The following is a 21,402-nucleotide window of genomic DNA, read 5'->3' on the forward strand; positions in this document are numbered from 1 at the left end:
ATTACTGACCATAGTAGGCATTGGTTCCATGCTTCCTTTCATAATGTTTTTTGATTAATGCGGACTTTAACCTCGGCGCATTGGGGTTAATCTGCTCTGTCAACAAAGCCATCTTGGCAACTTGTTCCAGTACCGCGCTATTATAAACAGACTTCATTCCATTTTTACCCCAGGCAAAAGGCGCGTGGTTGCCAACTAGAATCATTTCCACTTCTTTATAATCAAGCTTATTTTCGGTAAAGTGATTGATAATCTGAAAACCGGTTTCATGCTCGTAGTTTCCGGCGATCATCTCATCACTCATGGGTGGAGCACAGGGAATATCTGTTGTTAAATGATCGGCATGTGTCGTTCCGAAAATCGGAATATCGCGTTGACTTTGCGCCCATGCTGTCGCATAAGTTGAATGCGTATGTGTAATACCGCCAATTTCTTTCCAGTGTTTATATAAAACAGCATGCGTTTTTGTATCCGATGAAGGTCTAAGATCTCCTTCAACCACATTACCGTCAAAATCAACAATGACCATTTGCTCGGGAGAAAGCTCCTCATAAGGTACCCCACTGGGTTTAATGGCAAAAACTTCATGCTGCCGGTCCACAACACTGACATTTCCAAATGTGAAAAGTACAAGACCCAATTGGGGCAGTTGCATATTGCAACGGTATGCTTCTTCTTTAATTGAATTATACATAATAAATATTCATCGATTAAACAGTAATGGCTAACGATTCTTTCCCTTCGATGAAAGCTCCGAGCGCCTTGTAGCGTTCATAACGTTCAGCATAGATTGGCACCCACTTTTCTTCGGGTACATAGGTACATTCGAAACCTTGCCCCATGGTTTTCATGGCATCCTCAACACGGTCATACAACCCCGCCGCAGTAGCCGCGAACATTGCCGCACCGATGGCACAAGTTTGCTCACTCTTGTGTATACGAATTGGCATGTTCATGACATTAGCCATCATCTGCATAATAAAAGGGGATTTTTTGGCTACGCCACCAAGACCGATCAGCCCTTTAACAGGAATTCCCTGATCAACAAAACGGTCCACAATGGCTTTTGCTCCGAAACAGGTTGCTTCAACAATAGCTCTAAATATCCGTGGCGCATCGGTTCCTAAATGCAATCCTGTAATTGCACCCTTCAATGATTGATCCGCATCAGGTGTTCTTCGACCATTCAACCAATCTATCGCCAACTCCGAAGTTGCGGTCACTGACAACTCCGCTGCCTTTTTACTCAAACTGACCAACAATGTCTCTTCCAAACCATTCACAACTTGCTCACGAACGTCATCATTCAGACCTTCTACATCTTGTAACGCCTGTTTAGCAGGCCATAACAAGACCTGTTTCAACCAAGCATAAGCATCGCCAAAGGCGGATTGCCCAGCTTCCATACCGATCATTCCCGGAATGATCGAACCATCCACCTGACCGCAGATTCCCTTCACAAGTGTATCTTGAACCTCTTCTTTTGGTGCAACAAGCATATCACAAGTCGATGTGCCCATGACTTTACTGAGGTAATAAGGTTCGATCTGTCCACCCACAGCCCCCATGTGACAATCAAAAGCACCGATACCAACTATCACCGATGTCGAAAGCCCCAAACGTTCGGCCCATTCCGTTGAGAGATTCCCTGCAGGTTTATCTGCCGTATAAGTTTCTGAAAATAAACGATCCACAACACCATCCAATAGCGGGTCAATATCCGTAAAGAAAGCATTTGGAGGCAGGCCACCGAATGCTGCCGCCCAGAGAGACTTATGCCCGGCAGAACATACACCCCGCTTAATCGCAGATGCATGCGTGCCTCCCGTCAATAAGAAAGGAATATAATCACAATGCTCAACCCAGCTAAATGTCGCTTTACGAACTTGCCCGTCAACTCTAAAAATATGAAGTAACTTAGCCCAAAACCATTCCGAAGAATAAACACCACCAACGTATTTCAAATAATCAACAGCGCTTGTTTCGTTGTAGTCATTGATTTCCTTGGCTTCCTTAACGGCGGTATGATCTTTCCACAGGACAAACATCGCATTCGGATTATCCTTAAATTCATCCAGCAAAGCCAAAGGAACCCCTTGCTCATTGACAGCAATAGGGGTTGATCCGGTGGTATCTACCGAAATTGCTCTTACGGCCTGTCCAATATTCGCTATTCCCGATTTTTGTAAACAATCCTTTACTGTCGCCTCCAGACCTTCGATGTAATCTAAGGGATGTTGTCTAAACTGACTGGATGCAGCATCGCAGTATTCCCCTCTTTTCCATCGTGGATAATAAAATACTGAAGATGATATTTCTTCTCCATTAATCGCATCGACCAATACAGAACGGACCGAATCGCTTCCGTAATCTATCCCGATGACATATGATTCATTCATTTTTGCTGAATTTGGTTTATAACTTATAATTGTTTCAAACATTATTTTTCAATGCCCTCAATCGAAGATAAGCATTCTAAAATAATTAGTGTCAAATAAACATTTATTTTTTTGAATTTGAAAGAAAATTTTCATATTTAAAAAAATGAATTAACTTCATCCCGTTAATCATGATGAGTTTAAATGCCTGTGTATGTTGTATTGAAACATTTTTAAATCAGTTACCGACCAAGTATTGTATTTATTTTTAGCTAGTCACTATAGTTTTGATCATGAAAACGGGAGGAAGTCAAAAAAAGAGATAAAAAACAATAGACAATGGAATATTATAAAAAAGATTCAGGGATTCTTTTAGCTGTAGACTGTATTATATTTGGCTTCAATGGGGAATCCCTAGAAGTATTGTTGATTAAGCGTGATTTTGAACCTGAAAGAAATAAATGGAGTTTGATGGGTGGTTTTGTTCAACCCAACGAAAGTCCAGAAGAATCTGCCAGTCGGGTGTTGAAAAAATTAACCGGTCTTGAAAATGTCTATATGGAGCAATGCAGTGTCTTCGGCGAACCCAAGCGCGAGCCTAATGACCGAGTGATAAGTATCTGCTATTTTGCATTGATCGACACCCAACAGTATAAGCATATCCTGAGCGACGATTATGAAGCAAAATGGTTTCCATTACAGCAGCATCCTACACTGATATTCGATCACGAGCAAATGATAGCATCGGCACAACACCGCCTACGTATGAAAGCAGCACTATATCCTATTTTGTTCGAACTGCTACCGGAAAAATTCACGATTCCGCAAATCGCAGCCTTATATGAAGGTGTCTATAATATCGAGCTTGACAAGCGCAACTTTAGTCGAAAACTACTCTCATCAGGCTTAATCATCAAACTACAGGAAAAAGACAAAGAAAATTCCAAAAAGGGGGCTTTCTATTTTAAGCTAAATACAGCGATCTATAAAGAGAAAATTATGTCATTTCTCCGTTATCTGCCCAGCTGGGGCCTCGAAACATAAAGATATCTATCAAAAGAATAGACTATAATCGGAATATATTTCACTTTCAATTTTCGTTTTTTCAATATTTCCTTATATTTATCACAGGCATATGCTAGCTTTGTAGCTGGAATATTCTGATTAAACTTATTATAATAACGATAGACAACATGAGCAAATTGAGATTAGCATTTGTATTCTTTACGATTTTATTTATTTCATCGTACACTTTATTACAGGCTCAAACTCCTGCAGCAGCACCGGTTACCGCCACCCAGCAGGCAAATAACGCTTATAAATACAGCCCGGATGGACTAAAAAAAGGGAGCTTGGCAAATCAATTTGATCACTTAAATTATATATCAAAAAACAATTATGACTTCAAGATGGTGCGCAAAACCAACCTTGACATCGTCAAAAGAAATGTTGTTGATACTGTTGCAAAGCTGCATAAGGAAATTAATTCCCTAAAATCCTCATCCAGCAATTATTCATCCAACACCAAGAATTTACAGGATTCTATTCAGACATTAAAGGATCAACTCGCACAGGAGCAACAAAAGACAGATAGCTTTTCATTCTTGGGTATCAATACATCCAAGAGCTTATACAGTACGGTCGTTTGGACCATCATCGCCGTCTTGGCTGTAGCGACTTTCATCTTTTTAATCTCTTATAGAAAAGCAAAAGTCGATACGGTAGAATTTCAAAAGACAGCAGAACAATCACAAGAGGAATTTGCGACATTCCGTAAAAAGGCCATGGAAAAAGAACAACTGCTGAAACGTCAATTGCAAGATGAATTAAATAAAAAGATCTAGTCAGGTCGTCATAAGACTATATTATACAGGATTCTTATCGACCTGAAGCGGGGCCTTCATGACGGCCCCGCTTCAGGTCGATCACATTTGTATACCCTCTGAGCTTCACCTTACGAACGTCGGAAACGAACAGCAGTTCAAAAAAAATAGTGTCACCAATACACCGAAATAGTATATTTGCAACAACAAGAGTCGAAACTCACAGAATTACAAGAGATAACATTTTGACCTACATTAATGAAAATATAATTTAATTGCAAATTCTATTTGTTTTTAAAAACGAATAACCTTATTTTTGCTGACCAAAAAAGAGGCCTTTTATGTCTCTTATATAAAATTGATTAATAAATATTTAGTCCCTATAATATGCCCAAGATTGGTAAAATAGCGCAGATTATCGGCCCAGTTGTTGACGTCAACTTCGCCGACAGTGAAAATCTACCTAAAATTTACGATGCATTGTACATTCAAAAAGAAAATGGACAACGTGTTGTATTGGAAGTTCAACAACACTTAGGTCAGGATCGTGTACGTACAATTGCCATGGACGCAACTGAAGGTTTGGTTCGCGGAATGGAAGTTGTCGATACTGGTGCTCCTATCAAAATGCCTGTTGGTGAAGAAATCAAAGGTCGTGTATTCAACGTAGTTGGTGATGCCATAGATGGTATCCAAAATTTGAGCAAAGAGAATGGTCGTCCTATCCACAACGTCCCTCCTAAATTCGAAGATTTATCTACTGAATCCGAAGTACTTTTTACTGGTATCAAAGTTATTGACCTTTTAGAGCCATATGCTAAAGGTGGTAAAATTGGTTTATTCGGTGGTGCCGGTGTAGGTAAAACTGTATTAATCCAAGAATTGATCAACAACATCGCTAAAGGTCACGGTGGTCTTTCCGTGTTTGCCGGTGTAGGTGAACGTACACGTGAAGGTAACGACTTATTGCGTGAGATGTTGGAATCAGGTATCATCAAATATGGTGAGCATTTTATGGAAGGCATGGAAAAAGGTGAATGGCCTTTGGACACTGTTGACCACGAATTAATGAAAGACTCTAAATGTACTTTCGTATTCGGTCAGATGAATGAGCCTCCCGGTGCACGTGCACGTGTTGCTTTATCCGGTTTGACTGTGGCAGAATATTTCCGTGACGGTGATGGCGAAGGTCAAGGTCGTGACGTCCTTTTCTTCATCGATAACATCTTTCGTTTTACACAAGCTGGTTCTGAAGTATCCGCGTTGTTAGGCCGTATGCCATCAGCAGTAGGTTACCAACCGACATTAGCTACAGAGATGGGTTTGATGCAAGAGCGTATTACATCAACTAAAAACGGTTCAATCACTTCAGTACAAGCAGTATATGTACCTGCCGATGACTTAACTGACCCTGCTCCAGCGACAACATTTGCTCACTTGGACGCAACGACAGTATTGTCCCGTAAAATTGCTGAGTTAGGTATCTATCCTGCGGTGGATCCTTTGGATTCTACATCACGTATCCTTTCTCCTGCTGTTTTAGGTGCTGAACATTACGATACTGCACAACGTGTAAAAGAAATTCTTCAACGTTATAAAGAACTACAAGATATTATCGCCATCTTAGGTATGGACGAGTTATCCGAAGAGGATAAGTTAACCGTTCACCGCGCACGTCGCGTACAACGTTTCTTATCACAACCTTTCCACGTAGCAGAGCAATTTACAGGTTTAAAAGGTGTATTGGTAGACATCAAAGATACCATCAAAGGATTTAACATGATCATTGATGGCGAGGTTGATGAATATCCAGAAGCTGCCTTCAACTTGGTAGGTAACATTGATGATGCTATCGAAAAAGGTAAGAAATTATTAGCAGAAGCCGTTTAATTTAGATTATATCTAAGAATAATGAAATTAACAATTATCACTCCCGACAAATTAGTATACGAAGGCGAAGTAACATCTGTTACGGTCCCTGGCTCTGCGGGCTCTTTTCAAATTTTGAAAGACCACGCGGCAATTGTTTCTACTTTGGAAGATGGAAAAGTAATTATTCAACAAGGTAAAGGTGGACAAGAAGTGTTCATTAAAGGTGGCGTCGTGGAAGCAAAAGACAATGTCATTACCGTGCTTGCTGAAGGAATTATCGGAGATTAAATCAATTGGTTTTAAAATATTGAAAAGCTTCCGATAGAAATATCGGAAGCTTTTTTTTTAAAGTTTTTTTGACAATTTCTTCATTTTAGGAAGAAATTTGCCCTTTGTAACAAAAAATAATTTTTTGACAGGGTAGACCAATTTTAAATACGGTATACGACTAACAAAATTTAAAACCGAAAAACAACTTAAAATACAGTTTAAAATTTTTTAAAATATAAAATTTTAAAATTTTATTCTAAATAGAAAATTAGCACTTTACCTATTGCCAATTATTGTAATTCCTGCTACCTTGAGGAGATGAAAATCGAAGGTTTTTACAGCGGCCTGAGATAGCATGATTTACCAGCAAAAACCAAAAAGGGAAATTATTTATATAGGTAAATTTTGGGTTATGAAATACTACGACAAGAACACATTGATTTATTTGGATGGAGCCTTTGTAAAAGCCTCCGAGGCTGCATTGAATCCCTTTGCACAATCGCTTCACTATGGCTACGCTGTATTCGATGGTTTACGCGCGTACAATACCCACAATGGTCCGCGCATCTTTAAAGCGGACAAACATTTTGACCGATTGAAGAAATCCTGCGAAGCGGTGAATATCCCTTATCAATGGAGTAACAGGGAGCTAATTGACAAATGTTATGAGCTTTTGGCCATCAACAACTTACGGGAGGCTTACATCCGTCCATTGGTACTCACCGGCTCGAATATGCACCTGACTTCTTCCACGGAGGCTAATCTGATGATTGCCGCCTGGGAATGGGGACCTTATCTCGGTCAGAACCTTTTGCGTGTATGCATCTCTGATATCAAAAGACCTAATCCAAAATCTTTTAAAACAGACTCGAAAATATCAGGTCAATATGTAAACTCTATTCTAGCGACGACAGAAGCCATTAAAAGGGGTTTTGATGAGGCACTTATGCTTGATCATGAAGGCTTCGTGGCCCAGGCTTCCAGCGAGAATATTTTTATTGAGAAAGATTTCAAAATTTATACACCGCCAGCGAAAAACATTTTTCCCGGCATTACACGGCAGACCGTTAAAAACATCTGTAAAAAACTGAATTTCGAAGTCATTGAAAAACAATTGACAGTAGAAGATATCTATACAGCTGATAGTGCATTCTTATGCGGTACAGCGGCTGAAATTATCGGAATCAAACAAGTCGACGATGTCATCTATCAAGAAGCGTGGGAACACAGCATCGGTGCATCGATCCAAAGAAGATATAAAAATTTAGTATTAGAGAACGAAAATTATGAAGTCATCATCTAACGGCGAAAACACAATGAACAAATACAGCCGTACATTTACACAAGACGAAACGCAACCTGCTGCAAAAGCAATGCTTTACGGTATCGGTCTTACGGATGCCGACATGGAGAAAGCACAGGTCGGTATTGCCAGCATGGGATATGATGGTAATACGTGTAATATGCACTTAAATGATTTGGCACAAATCGTCAAAAAGGGCGTTTGGAACAATGATTTAGTGGGTTTGACCTTTGGAACCATTGGCGTCAGCGACGGTATGAGCAACGGTACGGATGGTATGCGTTACTCACTGGTCAGCCGTGATGTAATCGCTGATAGCATCGAAACAATCTGTGGCGGACAATATTATGATGGCTTGATCTCTATTCCTGGCTGTGACAAAAACATGCCTGGTGCAATTATGGCAATGGCCCGTTTGGACCGCCCTTCTTTGATGGTATATGGAGGTACTATTGCTCCAGGCCACTACAAAGGCGAAGAATTAAATATTGTGTCTGCCTTTGAAGCATTGGGACAACGCATCTGCGGAAATCTTTCTGACGAAGATTATGAAGGCATCATCAAACATACTTGTCCTGGCGCTGGTGCGTGTGGTGGTATGTATACAGCCAACACCATGGCTTCTGCCATCGAAGCTTTGGGAATGAGTCTACCTTACTCATCTTCCAACCCTGCGATCTCCGAAGAAAAGAAAAATGAATGTCTAGAAGCGGGTAAACATATCCGTACCCTACTTGAAAAAGATATCAAACCTTCAGATATCATGACGCGCAAAGCATTCGAAAATGCATTACGTACCATCGTGATTTTAGGGGGTAGTACCAATGCCGTACTTCACTTTATTGCGATCGGTAAGGCCGTAGGCGTTGACATCTCACAAGATGACTTCCAGCGCATGAGTGATGAAACACCTGTATTGGCAGATTTTAAACCTTCGGGCAAATACCTGATGCAAGATCTTCAACAATATGGTGGAACTCCCGCTGTAATGAAATACCTTTTGGACGAAGGTTTATTACATGGTGATTGTATCACCGTAACTGGAAAAACTGTTGCTGAAAACTTAGCTGATGTCAAATCCATTATGGAATATGATCAGCCTATTATCAAACCATTGAGCAACCCTATCAAAGCAACAGGACACTTACAGATCCTTTACGGAAATCTGGCTGAAAAAGGTTCCGTGGCAAAGATATCAGGCAAAGAAGGCGAAAAATTCACTGGTCCTGCACGTGTGTTCGATGGCGAACATGACTTAGTAGCAGGAATTGCCTCAGGCAGAATTAAGCCCGGAGATGTTGTCGTTATTAAAAACGAAGGCCCGGTAGGTGCCCCAGGCATGCCGGAAATGCTTAAACCAACATCATTAATCATCGGTGCCGGCTTAGGTAAATCTGTGGCGCTTATTACAGATGGGCGTTTCTCCGGCGGCACACACGGTTTTGTTGTAGGCCACATTACACCAGAATCTTACAAAGGCGGGTTAATTGGTTTAGTTCATGATGACGATATCATCGAGATTGATGCTGTCAACAATACGATCAATGTGAACCTTTCCGATGAGGAGATTGCACAACGTCGTGCAGCATGGGTACAGCCGGCTTTGAAAGTCAGTAAAGGCGTATTATACAAATACGCTAAGACTGTAGCCGACGCCTCAGAAGGTTGTGTAACTGATCTATAAAAAATCAAAAAATGGAGACACTTCGTGTGCTGAAGGTTTAAACAAACGGAACTTCCGATCTAATGTCTCTAGATCTAATATCTAAATATTAAAAAAGACTGAATAATCAACAAAACTAAAAAATCAACGTAATGAGTACACTGGAAATAACAGAAAATAAGGCTGCTACCAAGCAGGAAACTCCGACACAAATTTCGGGATCGAAAGCTGTTATGGAGGCCTTATTGAGCGAAGGAGTTGATACCGTATTTGGCTATCCGGGTGGTGCGATCATGCCCATTTATGATGCCCTTTATGATTATACGGATCGTTTGAAACATATCTTGGTGCGCCATGAGCAAGGAGGAATCCATGCGGCCCAAGGTTATGCAAGAACTTCCGGTCGTACAGGTGTCGTCTTCGCGACGAGTGGTCCCGGAGCAACAAACCTAGTTACCGGGCTGGCAGATGCCATGATCGACAGTAACCCGATCGTCTGTATTACAGGGCAGGTCTTTGCTTCACTATTGGGAACCGATGCATTTCAGGAAACGGATGTCATCAATATTACCGCACCGGTCACCAAGTGGAACTATCAAGTCACTGACGCTACTGAAATTCCAGCCGCACTCGCTAAAGCATTTTATATTGCCAGCACGGGTCGTCCGGGTCCCGTATTGATCGATATTACCAAGAATGCACAAATACAATTGTTCGATTACTTCGGTTACGAAAAATGCAATCATGTGCGTAGTTATAGACCTGCTCCGCAAGTCCGTAAAGAGTATATCGAACAAGCTGCTGAGTTGATCAATAATGCAAAAAAGCCATTTGTACTTTTTGGTCAGGGGATTATCTTAGGAAAGGCAGAAGAGGAATTCAAAGCTTTTATCGAAAAAACAGGCATTCCTTCTGCCGCCACTGTCATGGGATTGAGCGCACTTCCTACAGACCACAAACTTCATGTCGGTATGTTGGGGATGCACGGAAACTATGCGCCAAACGTCATGACCAATGAATGCGATGTCTTAATTGCTATTGGCATGCGTTTCGATGACCGTGTCACAGGCCGATTGGACAAATATGCCAAACAGGCAAAAGTGATCCATTTGGATATCGATCCAGCCGAGATTGACAAAAATGTACAAACAACTGTACCTGTATGGGGCGATTGCAAAGAATCACTTCCAATGTTGACTGAATTGGTTAAAACCGTGGATCATTCCGCATGGTTAGCTCAGTTCCGCGAACTCGAAAAAGAAGAAATCAAAGAAGTCATCACAGATGAATTGCATCCAAAAACGGATATCATGACCATGGGCGAGGTGATCAATGTGTTGAATGAATTAACCGGTGGGGACGCAATCATAACCACAGACGTTGGTCAGCATCAGATGGTCACATGTCGCTATGCAAAATTTAACAAGAGCAAGTCAAACGTCACATCAGGCGGATTGGGAACCATGGGCTTTGGTCTTCCTGCAGCTATTGGCGCCTGGTATGGAGCCCCTGAGAAAACTGTCGTAGCCATCATCGGTGACGGTGGTATCCAAATGACCATTCAGGAACTGGGGACCATCATGCAATTTGGCGCAAAGGTAAAAATCTTGATCTTGAACAACGAGTTCTTAGGTATGGTACGTCAATGGCAACAACTGTTTCATGACAAACGCTATTCATTCGTGAATATCACCAGCCCTGACTTTGTTGCAGTTGCCAAAGGTTATTATATCGATGGACAGAAAATTTCGGAGCGGAAGGATCTCCGCAATGCCCTTCAGACCATGCTTGACCACGATGGTGCTTATCTATTGGAAGTTATGGTAGGAAAGGAAAACAATGTATTCCCGATGGTTGCACAAGGAACATCCGTATCGGAGATTCGATTAAAGTAAAAAGTCAAAATGGAAAAACAAGAATATACCATTACCCTATATACAGAGAATTCTATCGGCCTTATCGGAAGGATCTCAACGATTTTTTCAAGAAGAAAAATCAATATCGAAAGTTTAAACACATCGCCTTCTGAAGTAGAAGGTATACATCGCTTCACCATTGTCATTACAGAGGCAGAGGATGTACTGCGTAAGCTTTGCCGTCAGTTAGAAAAACAGATAGATATCCTTAAAGCCTATTACAATACCAATGACGAAGTGATCTGGCAAGAACAGGCCTTGTATAAAGTACCGGCAGACGTTGTCAATGAAAAAGTATATGTGGAGCGTTTGCTACGTCAATATGGAGCCAATGTGGTTGTGATCCGCAACGATTACATCGTGTTCGAAACCGCAGGTCACCGTGAAGAAATTGATAAGCTGACGGAGGAATTGACAAAATACGGGTTAATCGAATTTGTCCGTGGTGCCCGTATCGCCATCATTAAAGATAGTGCTGGCTTCCACTCCAAATTGGTTCAGTTTGAAGCACAGGAACCGTCGATAGAAATCGTTGAAAATGAATATCTCGACAAACGGGATGATGTATTTACCATGTAATCAGATGCAAGAGACATTTAAATTTATCTTACAGGCCCGCCAAAAATTCATTGAATTGGTGGATAACCTTTCCATAGAACAACTCAACAAAATCCCTGCTGGATTTAACAACAATATTATCTGGAATTTTGGACATATCGTTGTAAGTACACAGACTTTGGTCTATGTGCGTACCGGTATCAAAGCGGATACCGCCTGGGTAAAATACAATGAAGATTATAGAAAAGATACCAAGCCCACACGTTTTGTCGAGCAGGCTGAGGTGGATGAATTAAAGACAATCGCTATCCAAAGCATCGAACAAATCGCCAAAGACTATGAGAATGGCGTTTTTGAAGAGATTACCTCGTTTTCAACAGCAACTTATGGTTATCCAATGGGCACAGTCGAAGATGTTATCGCTTTAACCTCAGGACATGATAATGTTCATTATGGTTATGCTTTGGCGCAACGTAAATTAGTACAATAAAAAAATAAATAATCAACAACCAATAACAGAAAGAAAGTAAAACAATGGCAAATTATTTCAACACCTTACCGCTTAGAGAGCAGTTAGAACAATTAAGTCACGCTGAATTCATGGACAACACCGAATTTACGGATGGAGTAAATGCTTTAAAAGGTAAAAAAATCGTAATCGTAGGATGCGGTGCACAAGGCTTGAACCAAGGTTTAAACTTAAGAGATAGCGGACTGGACGTTTCTTATGCTTTACGTAAAGAAGCTATTGAACAAAAAAGAGATTCTTGGAAAAATGCTACGGACAATAACTTTAACGTAGGCACTTACGAAGAATTAATCCCAACAGCAGATTTGGTCATTAACCTGACTCCTGATAAACAACATACCTCAGTGATCAACGCGGTCATGCCTTTGATGAAAGAAGGTGCAACATTATCTTATTCACACGGTTTCAACATCGTTGAAGAAGGTATGCAAATCCGTAAAGATATCACTGTGATCATGGTTGCTCCAAAATGTCCGGGTTCTGAGGTTCGTGCAGAATACCTTCGTGGTTTCGGTGTCCCTACTTTGATCGCTGTTCACCCAGAGAATGATCCACAAGGAAAAGGTTGGGCTGAGGCAAAAGCATACTGTGTAGGAACAGGTGGTCACAAAGCCGGTGTATTGAAATCTTCATTTGTAGCCGAGGTAAAATCAGATTTAATGGGTGAACAGACAATCCTTTGTGGTTTGTTACAAACAGGTTCGATCTTATCTTTCGACAAAATGATCGAAAAAGGAATTGAGGCTGGTTATGCATCCAAATTGGTACAATACGGTGTAGAAGTGATCACTGAAGCCTTGAAACATGGTGGTGTAAGCGGTATGATGGATCGTTTGAGCAACCCTGCAAAAGTGAAAGCTTTTGAGATCTCAGAAGAGCTAAAAGATATCATGCGTCCTTTGTTCCAAAAACACCAAGACGATATCATGTCCGGTCACTTTAGCAAGACGATGATGGAAGATTGGGCAAATGGTGATGCTAACTTATTGAAATGGAGAGCTGAAACAGGCGAAACTGCATTCGAGAAAACGCCTGCAGGTGATATTAAAATCAACGAGCAGGAATACTTCGACAATTATACTCTAATGGTTGCTTTCATCCGAGCAGGCGTTGAATTGGCTTTCGAAACAATGGTTGAAGCAGGTATCAAACCAGAATCAGCATACTACGAATCATTGCACGAAACGCCATTGATTGCCAACACAATCGCCCGTAAAAAATTGTTTGAAATGAACCGTGTTATTTCTGATACAGCGGAATATGGCTGTTACCTATTTGATCAGGCTTGTAAACCTTTATTGGCTGATTTCATGAAAACTGTTGATACCGATCTAGTAGGTAAAAACTTTAATGAAGGTAAAGATGCTGCTGTTGATAACGCACAGTTGGTTGTTATCAATGAAATTTTGCGTGACCATCCTGTGGAAATCGTTGGTCGTAAATTGCGTAAGGCGATGACGGCAATGAAAGCGATCAAAACTGTTTAAAAATTGATACGAATTATTTGTTCTTTTTAAAAACGGATAGCATATCCGGGTGAATTCAATCCCCAGATATGCTCCAAAATCATGAATATTTCGTAATTTAGTATATTGAAATCAGGGTGATATTGAGACATTTACAATATCGCCCTGATTAAAATAAAAATAACATAAGAGAGATTAAAAAATGTCAAAAACATTAGTAGAAAAGATTTGGGATGCTCACGTCGTCAAGCGTGAAGAAGGGTTTCCGGATATTATATATATCGATACCCACTTGATTCATGAGGTTACTTCACCGCAAGCTTTTGATGGCCTACGCAAAAGAGGAATCCCAGTTTTTCGTCCAAAGCAAACGGTAGCAACTGCCGACCATAACGTACCGACACTCAACCAACATTTGCCGATCAAAGAAGAGCTATCGCGCTATCAAGTCGATATGCTGACCAAAAATTGTGCTGAATTTGGCATTGAATTATATGGTTTGGGACATCCTTACCAAGGAATCGTACACGTGATCGGTCCTGAGTTGGGTATCACACTACCTGGTAAAACAATGGTCTGTGGTGATAGCCATACGTCAACGCATGGAGCCTTTGGAGCTATTGCTTTTGGTATCGGAACCTCTCAGGTAGAACAGGTCTTTGCGACACAATGTTTATTGCAGTCCAAGCCTAAAACCATGAAAATTGAAGTCAATGGTACTTTACAAAAGGGTGTTGGCGCAAAAGATATTATCCTCTATATTATCGCCAAGATTTCTGCTGCAGGAGGTACAGGGTATTTTATCGAATATGCTGGTTCAGCCATCCGCTCTTTGAGCATGGAAGCGCGGATGACCATCTGTAATATGAGTATCGAAATGGGGGCACGCGGCGGACTTATTGCACCGGATCAAATCACATTTGATTATGTGGAAGGCCGCGAATTCGCACCAAAAGGAGAAGAATGGGACCAAGCCTTAGCATATTGGAAAACATTATATTCAGACGAAGATGCGATCTTTGATAAAGTATTGACATTTGATGCAGCTGACATCGCTCCTATGATTACCTATGGTACAAACCCCGGCATGGGTATGGGTATCACAGAGCATATCCCGGCAACAAATGCACAACCGGAATCCGAAAGACCATCCTATCAAAAAGCGCTGGACTACATGGGCTTTAAAGATGATTCCACGGTCTTAGGTAACCGCGTGGATTACGTTTTCATCGGAAGCTGCACCAACTCCCGTATCGAAGATTTACGTGAGGTAGCTTCATTCGTGAAAGGAAAACAAAAGGCACAGGACGTCGAAGTATGGATTGTTCCGGGCTCAAAACAGGTAGAAAAACAAGCCAAAGAAGAAGGCTTGGATAAAATCTTTGAAGCGGCTGGATTCCAACTACGCGAACCGGGATGTTCCGCATGTTTAGGCATGAACGAGGATAAAATCCCTGCGGGCAAATACTGTGTTTCGACTTCAAACAGAAATTTCGAAGGACGTCAGGGGCCCAATGCACGTACCATGCTGGTATCTCCACTGACAGCAGCAGCAGCAGCAGTAACGGGTAAAGTAACAGATGTAAGAGAGTTAATATAGTATTGAGATGAGAGAATTGAGTATTGAGACCCTGATTGTCCAAGCTTTCAGCTTATAACTAGCTCCATTTTTTAATTTTTAATTCTGACTTACTAAATTTTTGACATGAAAAAATTTGAAACTTTAACATCACAGGTAGTTCCATTACCTATTGAAAATATTGATACTGACCAAATTATTCCAGCACGTTTTCTAAAAGCGACCACTCGTGAGGGATTTGGCAATAATTTATTCCGTGACTGGCGCTTTGATAGCGATAATCAGCCAAAAGCAGATTTCGTATTGAACAGCCCCATCTATTCAGGAAAAATATTGGTTGCCGGCAAGAACTTCGGTTGCGGTTCCAGTCGTGAACATGCTGCTTGGGCAATCCAGGACTACGGCTTCGATGTCGTTATCAGTTCGTTTTTTGCGGATATCTTTAAAGGTAATGCGCTTAATAATGGTGTATTGCCTATTCAGGTTCCCGAAGAATTTTTAGAGAAAATCTTCGAATTGGTCCACCAAAACCCAAATACCCAAATCATCGTTGATCTCGAAAAACAAACGGTGATGTTAACCGAGACCGGCGATCAATTTGAATTTGAAATCAATCCATACAAAAAATCATGCTTGATCAATGGATACGATGACATCGATTTTATCCTTAATCAAAAAGATTTAATTGAATCATTTGAAACAACAAAAAAATGGTAGACCCTGTCGTCCATATTGCCAATTTAACGATTCAGCACGGTAAAGATTCCGTACTGCAAGATTTAAATTGGCAAATTTTTCCTGGAGAACAATGGATCTTAGGTGGTCCCAGTGGCACAGGAAAAACAACGCTCGCAAAAGCAATTGTAGGGCAATTAAAATATGAGGGCACCATATCCTTCCATCTGGATAACAATAGTTCCCTTCCTCCAGTTGTCCATTACGTATCCAATTGGTTTCAGTTTACCAATCTTGAAGGTGATCGCAACTTCTATTACCAACAACGCTACAACAAGTTTGCAAAAAACGATACCTTAACGGTTTTTGCTGAATTGAAACATTTTGCGAAGGACGAACAGCTGGCCTTCGAAGATGTGGCACCTTACCTTACCATCTTTGGATTTGAAAATTTCAAAGACCAGCAATTGATCGAACTTTCCAGCGGCGAACATAAACGCTTACAATTGGTCAAAGCTCTTTGGCTTCAGCCGCAGGTCTTGGTTATCGACCAGCCTTATACCGGACTTGATGTACAATCCCGAAAAGACCTGAACCAGATCTTCGATCAGCTTGCGGACAAGGGCGTATCCCTCTTACTAATCAGCAATGATGACGAACAACCGGATTGTATTAATCGTTTTGCCGAAATCCAAAATGGAAAAATTGTTCTCCGTCATCATAGCAGAGAAATTTCAAGGGGAATACCACGAAAACGCAAGGAATTACCGTATTTCTTACAGCAACCACCCAAAATCTCCGACCCAACGATGGTCAAGATGCGGCAGATCAACATTTCATACGGTGAAAAGCAGGTCTTGAAAAACATTGATTGGGAAGTAAAAGCAGGAGAAAAATGGCTGCTGCAAGGACATAATGGATCGGGAAAATCGACTTTATTAAGTCTGATCAACGGGGATCATCCCCAGGCTTACGCAAATGACATCCATCTTTTTGGTAAAAAGAGAGGATCAGGAGAAAGTATATGGGAAATCAAAGAGCATCTGGGCATTATTTCTCCCGAATTACATTGGTACTACGATATGAATGCCAATGTTGGACAGACCATTGCTTCGGGATTCTTTGACTCGATGAGCCTGTATCAAAAATTGGGCTATGAACAACAGCAGAAGCTTGATCAGGTACTCCATTTTTTTGATCTCAAAGACGCGAAACATAAAACATTAGGATCTTTACCTTTAGGCCAACAGCGATTAGCATTGCTGGCGCGTACAATTGTAAAACATCCGGAATTGCTTATATTAGATGAACCTTGCCAAGGATTGGATAAGGAACAATCACAATATTTTAATGATGTGATCGATGACCTGAGCAAGAATGGCCAGACCCTTATTTATGTCGGTCATTTCCAATCCCAATTACCTACCTGTATAGACAACAAGATGGTACTGGAAAAAGGTGAAATTAAGTCTGTAGAACGAGTTATCCACAAAAAAGAGACTTTATCAACATAAAAATTGTTGAAAACGACAATTAACAATAGATATTTAGACGAAAGATAATAGATATTAGACAATGGACATGAGCGGGTGGATATTCAAATTTGATAAAAATAGCACCTCAAGACTCATATCTCAATACGAATAAAACAATGAAAAAAAATATTTTAATCATACCTGGAGACGGCATCGGCCAAGAAGTAACCACATGGGGTAAAAAAGTTTTAGAAAAGATCGGTGAAAATTATGGTCATGAATTCAGTTTTGATGAAGCAATCATGGGCCATACGGCGATTGAAGCTACTGGCAATCCACTTCCTGACGAGACGTTAGCAAAAGCCAAAGCATCAGATGCCATCCTTTTTGGCGCGATCGGACATATCAAGTACGATAATGATCCTTCGGCCAAGGTTAGACCAGAACAGGGTTTGTTGAAAATCCGTAAAGAATTGGGGTTATATGCCAATCTCCGTCCTATCCTTTTATTTGATGAATTATTGGATGCATCGAGTTTAAAACCTGAAATTCTCCAAGGCACAGATATCCTTTTTTTCCGTGAGTTGACGGGTGATGTGTATTTCGGTGAGAAAAACCGTAATGAAGACAATACCTTCGCTTCGGATTTGATGAACTACCACCGTTATGAAGTAGAACGTATCGCACGTAAAGCTTATGATGCAGCACGCACCCGCAACAAAAGATTATGCTCTGTAGATAAAGCCAATGTATTGGAAACATCCCGCCTGTGGAGAGAAGTTGTACAAGAAATTGCAAAAGAATATCCAGATGTTGAAACTGAACACATGTTTATTGACAATGCAGCAATGCAATTAGTCAAGAATCCAAAGAAATTTGACGTGGTATTAACAGCGAATCTTTTTGGTGATATTTTGACTGATGAAGCATCTCAGATTGCGGGATCAATGGGCATGTTGGCCTCAGCTTCCGTTGGCGATGGCACAGGTTTCTTCGAACCTATCCACGGCTCGGCACATGATATCGCGGGCCAGAATAAAGCGAATCCGCTTGCTTCAATTTTATCCGCTGCATTGATGCTTGACATTAGCTTTGGTCTACAGGAAGAAGCAAAAGCGGTTACTAATGCGGTTGCGCAAACGCTCAAAGCAGGCTGGAGAACCGGTGATATTGCGAATGCCAATACAGAAGCTTCTAAAATCTTGGGTACTCAGGAAATGGGAGAGAAAGTGTTGGAGTTTATTAAATAGTAATGAGATATGCGTATGGAGTAATGAGATTTGGGTGCCACAAACCAAAAAAGATCGCTGCACTTACACTCTTTGCCCCATACTTCTTTAGTTATAAATCTTTTGAATTAAGAAATTATGTTACACGATCCTAATCATCTTTACATCTTCGACACCACATTGCGTGATGGCGAACAGGTACCGGGTTGCCAATTAACTACTCCAGAGAAAATTGAGATCGCAAAGGACTTAGAAAAACTGGGGGTTGATATTATCGAAGCTGGTTTTCCTGTTTCCAGTCCCGGAGATTTCCAATCTGTCGTAGAATTGTCCAAGGCGGTGAATGATGTTATTATATGTGCATTGACCCGTGCCAATCAAAATGATATCGACGTAGCTGCGGAAGCATTGAAATATGCCAAACGTCCACGTATTCATACCGGCATTGGCTCTTCAGATATGCATATCAAGTATAAATTCAATAGTACACGTGAAGAAATTTTAGAACGTGCCGTTGCAGCTGTAAAACACGCTAAATCTTACGTGGAAGATGTCGAGTTTTACGCTGAGGATGCCGGTCGTGCTGACTTGGAGTTTTTGGCTAAAATGATTGAATCAGTTATTGCTGCTGGTGCAACAGTTGTCAATATTCCCGATACCAATGGCTACTGCTTACCAGACCAATATGGTTCAAAAATCAAGTACCTTAAGGAAAATGTACGTAATATCGATCAAGCCATTATTTCTGCACACTGCCATAATGATCTGGGGCTTGCTACGGCCAACTCTATCGCCGCGATACAAAACGGTGCCCGTCAGGTAGAATGTACCATCAATGGTATAGGCGAACGTGCCGGTAATACCTCATTGGAAGAAGTTGCAATGATTCTTAAAGTGCATAATCAAGCTTTCGGAAGCCTAACTTCGAATATTGATAGCCGCATGTTTACCTATCTATCCCGTAAAGTGAGCGATATGATGAACATGCCCGTGCAACCAAATAAAGCGATTGTTGGCCGGAATGCCTTTGCCCATAGTTCAGGCATCCATCAAGATGGTTTCCTGAAGCACCGCGAAAACTACGAGATCATCAGACCGGAAGATGTAGGCCTTGATGAAGCAGATATCATTTTGACGGCCCGTTCAGGAAGACATGCACTTAAACACCATTTGGAGCGCCTTGGTTTCCATCTTGAAAAAGATGATCTGGCAGATTGCTATCAACGCTTTTTGGTATTGGCCGACGCAAAGAAAAATATTTGTGATGATGACTTAAAAAGCCTCATCCAAGAAAAGATATAGAAAATGGAAGGCTGCAGATGCAGCCTTTTTTTATCAAAAGACAACCTTAATCATCCTATTAAAAAAATGGATCTATCAACCTTAAACATCAACTCAGAAGCTACGCTTGAGCGCATCAAATCGGTGGTCAATCGTACGCCTTTACAATATAACCGCTATTTATCCGAAAAATATGGCGCAGAAGTTTATCTCAAACGGGAAGACTTACAGGTCGTCCGTTCCTATAAACTGCGTGGTGCCTACAACAAGATTATTTCCCTGACAGAGGAAGAGCGCCAACGGGGCGTCGTCTGTGCAAGTGCTGGTAACCATGCTCAGGGTGTCGCCTTTTCATGCAAAAAACTGGACATTAAAGGCGTTATCTTTATGCCCGGCCCGACGCCGCGTCAGAAAATCTCCCAAACTGAAATGTGGGGCAATGGAAATGTTGAAATTGTATTGACCGGAGATACGTTTGACGATTGCCAAAAAGCGGCACTGGCTTACACGGAAGAGCATGGCATGACCTTTATTCCTCCATTTGACGATCTCAAGGTTGTGGAGGGACAAGGCACCGTGGCCGTAGAAGCATTACAGGATCTTCCTGATATGGATGCCATCTTTATTCCGATCGGTGGTGGCGGTCTTGCGGCAGGAGCAAGTTACTACCTGAAAAGCAAAAATAAAGCGATCAAGTGTTACGGAGTCGAACCGGAAGGAGCACCTTCCATGCAGGCTGCGCTGGAAAACGGAGCACCGATCGAATTGGAGCATATTAACAAATTTGTTGATGGCGCTGCTGTAAAGAAAATTGGCGCGACCACCTTTGAGATTGCCAAACAATTGCTGGACGATACGCGCTCCATTCCAGAGGGCAAAATCTGTACTTGTATCTTGGAACTATATAATAAAGACGCCATCGTGGTCGAACCAGCGGGAGCACTTTCTGTTGCAGCTTTGGAATTTCACAAAGAAGAAATAAAAGGCAAGAAGGTCGTTTGTATTATATCAGGCGGAAACAATGATATCGACCGCATGAGCGAGATCAAAGAACTATCGTTACTTTATGAAGGTTATAAACATTATTTCATTGTCCGTTTTCCTCAGCGCCCGGGAGCATTAAAACTCTTCGTTTCTGAAGTGTTGGGTCCGAAAGATGATATTACCCGTTTCGAGTTTATCAAAAAAACAGAACGGGAAAGAGGTCCGGCCTTAGTTGGGATTGAGCTCAACAAACCTGAAGATTACGAAACACTGATCGCAAGAATGAAAGAGTATAAGTTTGATGTCATTGAAATCAACAAAGACCAAACATTGTTCGAATATTTGGTATAAGAATAAAAGCCAGTGATTAAAACGCTGGCTTTTATTTTTATACACTCTCA

General features: G+C 41.2%; 18 protein-coding genes. 16 read left to right on the plus strand and 2 right to left on the minus strand.

Translation table 11 applies throughout. The features are described from left to right. Position 1 precedes the first annotated feature (1 nt). Together D7322_RS01250 and D7322_RS01255 are read right to left on the minus strand one after the other, a co-directional pair. Complete coding sequence (locus D7322_RS01250; protein WP_121120660.1) at positions 2-694, minus strand: L-ribulose-5-phosphate 4-epimerase; 693 nt, start codon at positions 692-694, stop codon at positions 2-4. Positions 695-710: 16 nt separating this feature from the next. Next, complete coding sequence (locus D7322_RS01255; protein WP_121121232.1) at positions 711-2,399, minus strand: ribulokinase; 1,689 nt, start codon at positions 2,397-2,399, stop codon at positions 711-713. A 318-nt stretch (positions 2,400-2,717) separates the two neighbouring features. Between D7322_RS01255 and D7322_RS01260 the strand changes: the two genes are divergently transcribed. The 16 genes from D7322_RS01260 (at position 2,718) to ilvA (ending at position 21,352) form a co-directional block, all read left to right on the plus strand. Continuing rightward, positions 2,718-3,422 carry an NUDIX hydrolase gene (locus tag D7322_RS01260; RefSeq protein WP_121120661.1) on the plus strand — a complete coding sequence of 235 codons (705 nt, stop codon included), beginning with the start codon at positions 2,718-2,720 and terminating at the stop codon, positions 3,420-3,422. 149 nt (positions 3,423-3,571) lie between these two features. Further along, the gene (locus tag D7322_RS01265; protein WP_108634879.1) at positions 3,572-4,222 is read left to right on the plus strand and encodes a hypothetical protein; all 651 of its coding nucleotides are present in this window, start codon (positions 3,572-3,574) and stop codon (positions 4,220-4,222) included. Positions 4,223-4,588: 366 nt separating this feature from the next. Further along, positions 4,589-6,091, plus strand: coding sequence for a F0F1 ATP synthase subunit beta (gene atpD / locus D7322_RS01270; protein WP_108634878.1), 1,503 nt, complete (start codon positions 4,589-4,591; stop codon positions 6,089-6,091). A gap of 21 nt (positions 6,092-6,112) precedes the next feature. Beyond that, a complete protein-coding gene (atpC, locus tag D7322_RS01275) occupies positions 6,113-6,361 on the plus strand; it encodes an ATP synthase F1 subunit epsilon (RefSeq protein ID WP_028071934.1) in 249 nt (82 codons plus the stop codon). Between the two features lie 394 nt (positions 6,362-6,755). Next, the gene (locus tag D7322_RS01280) at positions 6,756-7,646 is read left to right on the plus strand and encodes a branched-chain amino acid transaminase (protein ID WP_121121234.1); all 891 of its coding nucleotides are present in this window, start codon (positions 6,756-6,758) and stop codon (positions 7,644-7,646) included. Continuing rightward, complete coding sequence (ilvD, locus tag D7322_RS01285) at positions 7,630-9,330, plus strand: dihydroxy-acid dehydratase (protein ID WP_121120662.1); 1,701 nt, start codon at positions 7,630-7,632, stop codon at positions 9,328-9,330. Before D7322_RS01280 ends, ilvD begins: the two co-directional genes overlap by 17 nt. A gap of 131 nt (positions 9,331-9,461) precedes the next feature. Beyond that, on the plus strand, positions 9,462-11,204 hold the full coding sequence (gene ilvB, locus D7322_RS01290; protein ID WP_121120663.1) for a biosynthetic-type acetolactate synthase large subunit: 1,743 nt from the start codon (positions 9,462-9,464) through the stop codon (positions 11,202-11,204). Between the two features lie 9 nt (positions 11,205-11,213). Then, positions 11,214-11,804, plus strand: a complete 591-nt coding sequence (ilvN, locus tag D7322_RS01295; RefSeq protein ID WP_108634875.1) for an acetolactate synthase small subunit — start codon at positions 11,214-11,216, stop codon at positions 11,802-11,804. A gap of 4 nt (positions 11,805-11,808) precedes the next feature. After that, the gene (locus D7322_RS01300; protein ID WP_121121236.1) at positions 11,809-12,273 is read left to right on the plus strand and encodes a DinB family protein; all 465 of its coding nucleotides are present in this window, start codon (positions 11,809-11,811) and stop codon (positions 12,271-12,273) included. A 44-nt stretch (positions 12,274-12,317) separates the two neighbouring features. Beyond that, positions 12,318-13,799 (plus strand): ketol-acid reductoisomerase, encoded by a 1,482-nt coding sequence (gene ilvC / locus D7322_RS01305; RefSeq protein WP_121120664.1) that lies wholly within the window; start codon positions 12,318-12,320, stop codon positions 13,797-13,799. Positions 13,800-13,980: 181 nt separating this feature from the next. Beyond that, positions 13,981-15,378, plus strand: a complete 1,398-nt coding sequence (leuC, locus tag D7322_RS01310) for a 3-isopropylmalate dehydratase large subunit (protein ID WP_121120665.1) — start codon at positions 13,981-13,983, stop codon at positions 15,376-15,378. Positions 15,379-15,483: 105 nt separating this feature from the next. Next, a complete protein-coding gene (gene leuD / locus D7322_RS01315; protein WP_121120666.1) occupies positions 15,484-16,074 on the plus strand; it encodes a 3-isopropylmalate dehydratase small subunit in 591 nt (196 codons plus the stop codon). Next, positions 16,068-17,546 (plus strand): ATP-binding cassette domain-containing protein, encoded by a 1,479-nt coding sequence (locus D7322_RS01320; protein WP_121120667.1) that lies wholly within the window; start codon positions 16,068-16,070, stop codon positions 17,544-17,546. The genes leuD and D7322_RS01320 overlap by 7 nt, the downstream gene beginning before the upstream one ends. Before the next feature lie 137 nt (positions 17,547-17,683). After that, on the plus strand, positions 17,684-18,757 hold the full coding sequence (gene leuB, locus D7322_RS01325; protein WP_121120668.1) for a 3-isopropylmalate dehydrogenase: 1,074 nt from the start codon (positions 17,684-17,686) through the stop codon (positions 18,755-18,757). A gap of 117 nt (positions 18,758-18,874) precedes the next feature. After that, positions 18,875-20,038: a 2-isopropylmalate synthase gene (locus D7322_RS01330; RefSeq protein ID WP_104383780.1), complete on the plus strand. Its 1,164-nt coding sequence runs from the start codon at positions 18,875-18,877 to the stop codon at positions 20,036-20,038. A 66-nt stretch (positions 20,039-20,104) separates the two neighbouring features. Beyond that, positions 20,105-21,352, plus strand: coding sequence for a threonine ammonia-lyase IlvA (gene ilvA / locus D7322_RS01335; protein WP_121120669.1), 1,248 nt, complete (start codon positions 20,105-20,107; stop codon positions 21,350-21,352). Positions 21,353-21,402 lie beyond the last annotated feature (50 nt).

Source organism: Sphingobacterium puteale (assembly GCF_003627955.1).
GTDB classification, from domain to species: Bacteria; Bacteroidota; Bacteroidia; order Sphingobacteriales; family Sphingobacteriaceae; genus Sphingobacterium; species Sphingobacterium puteale.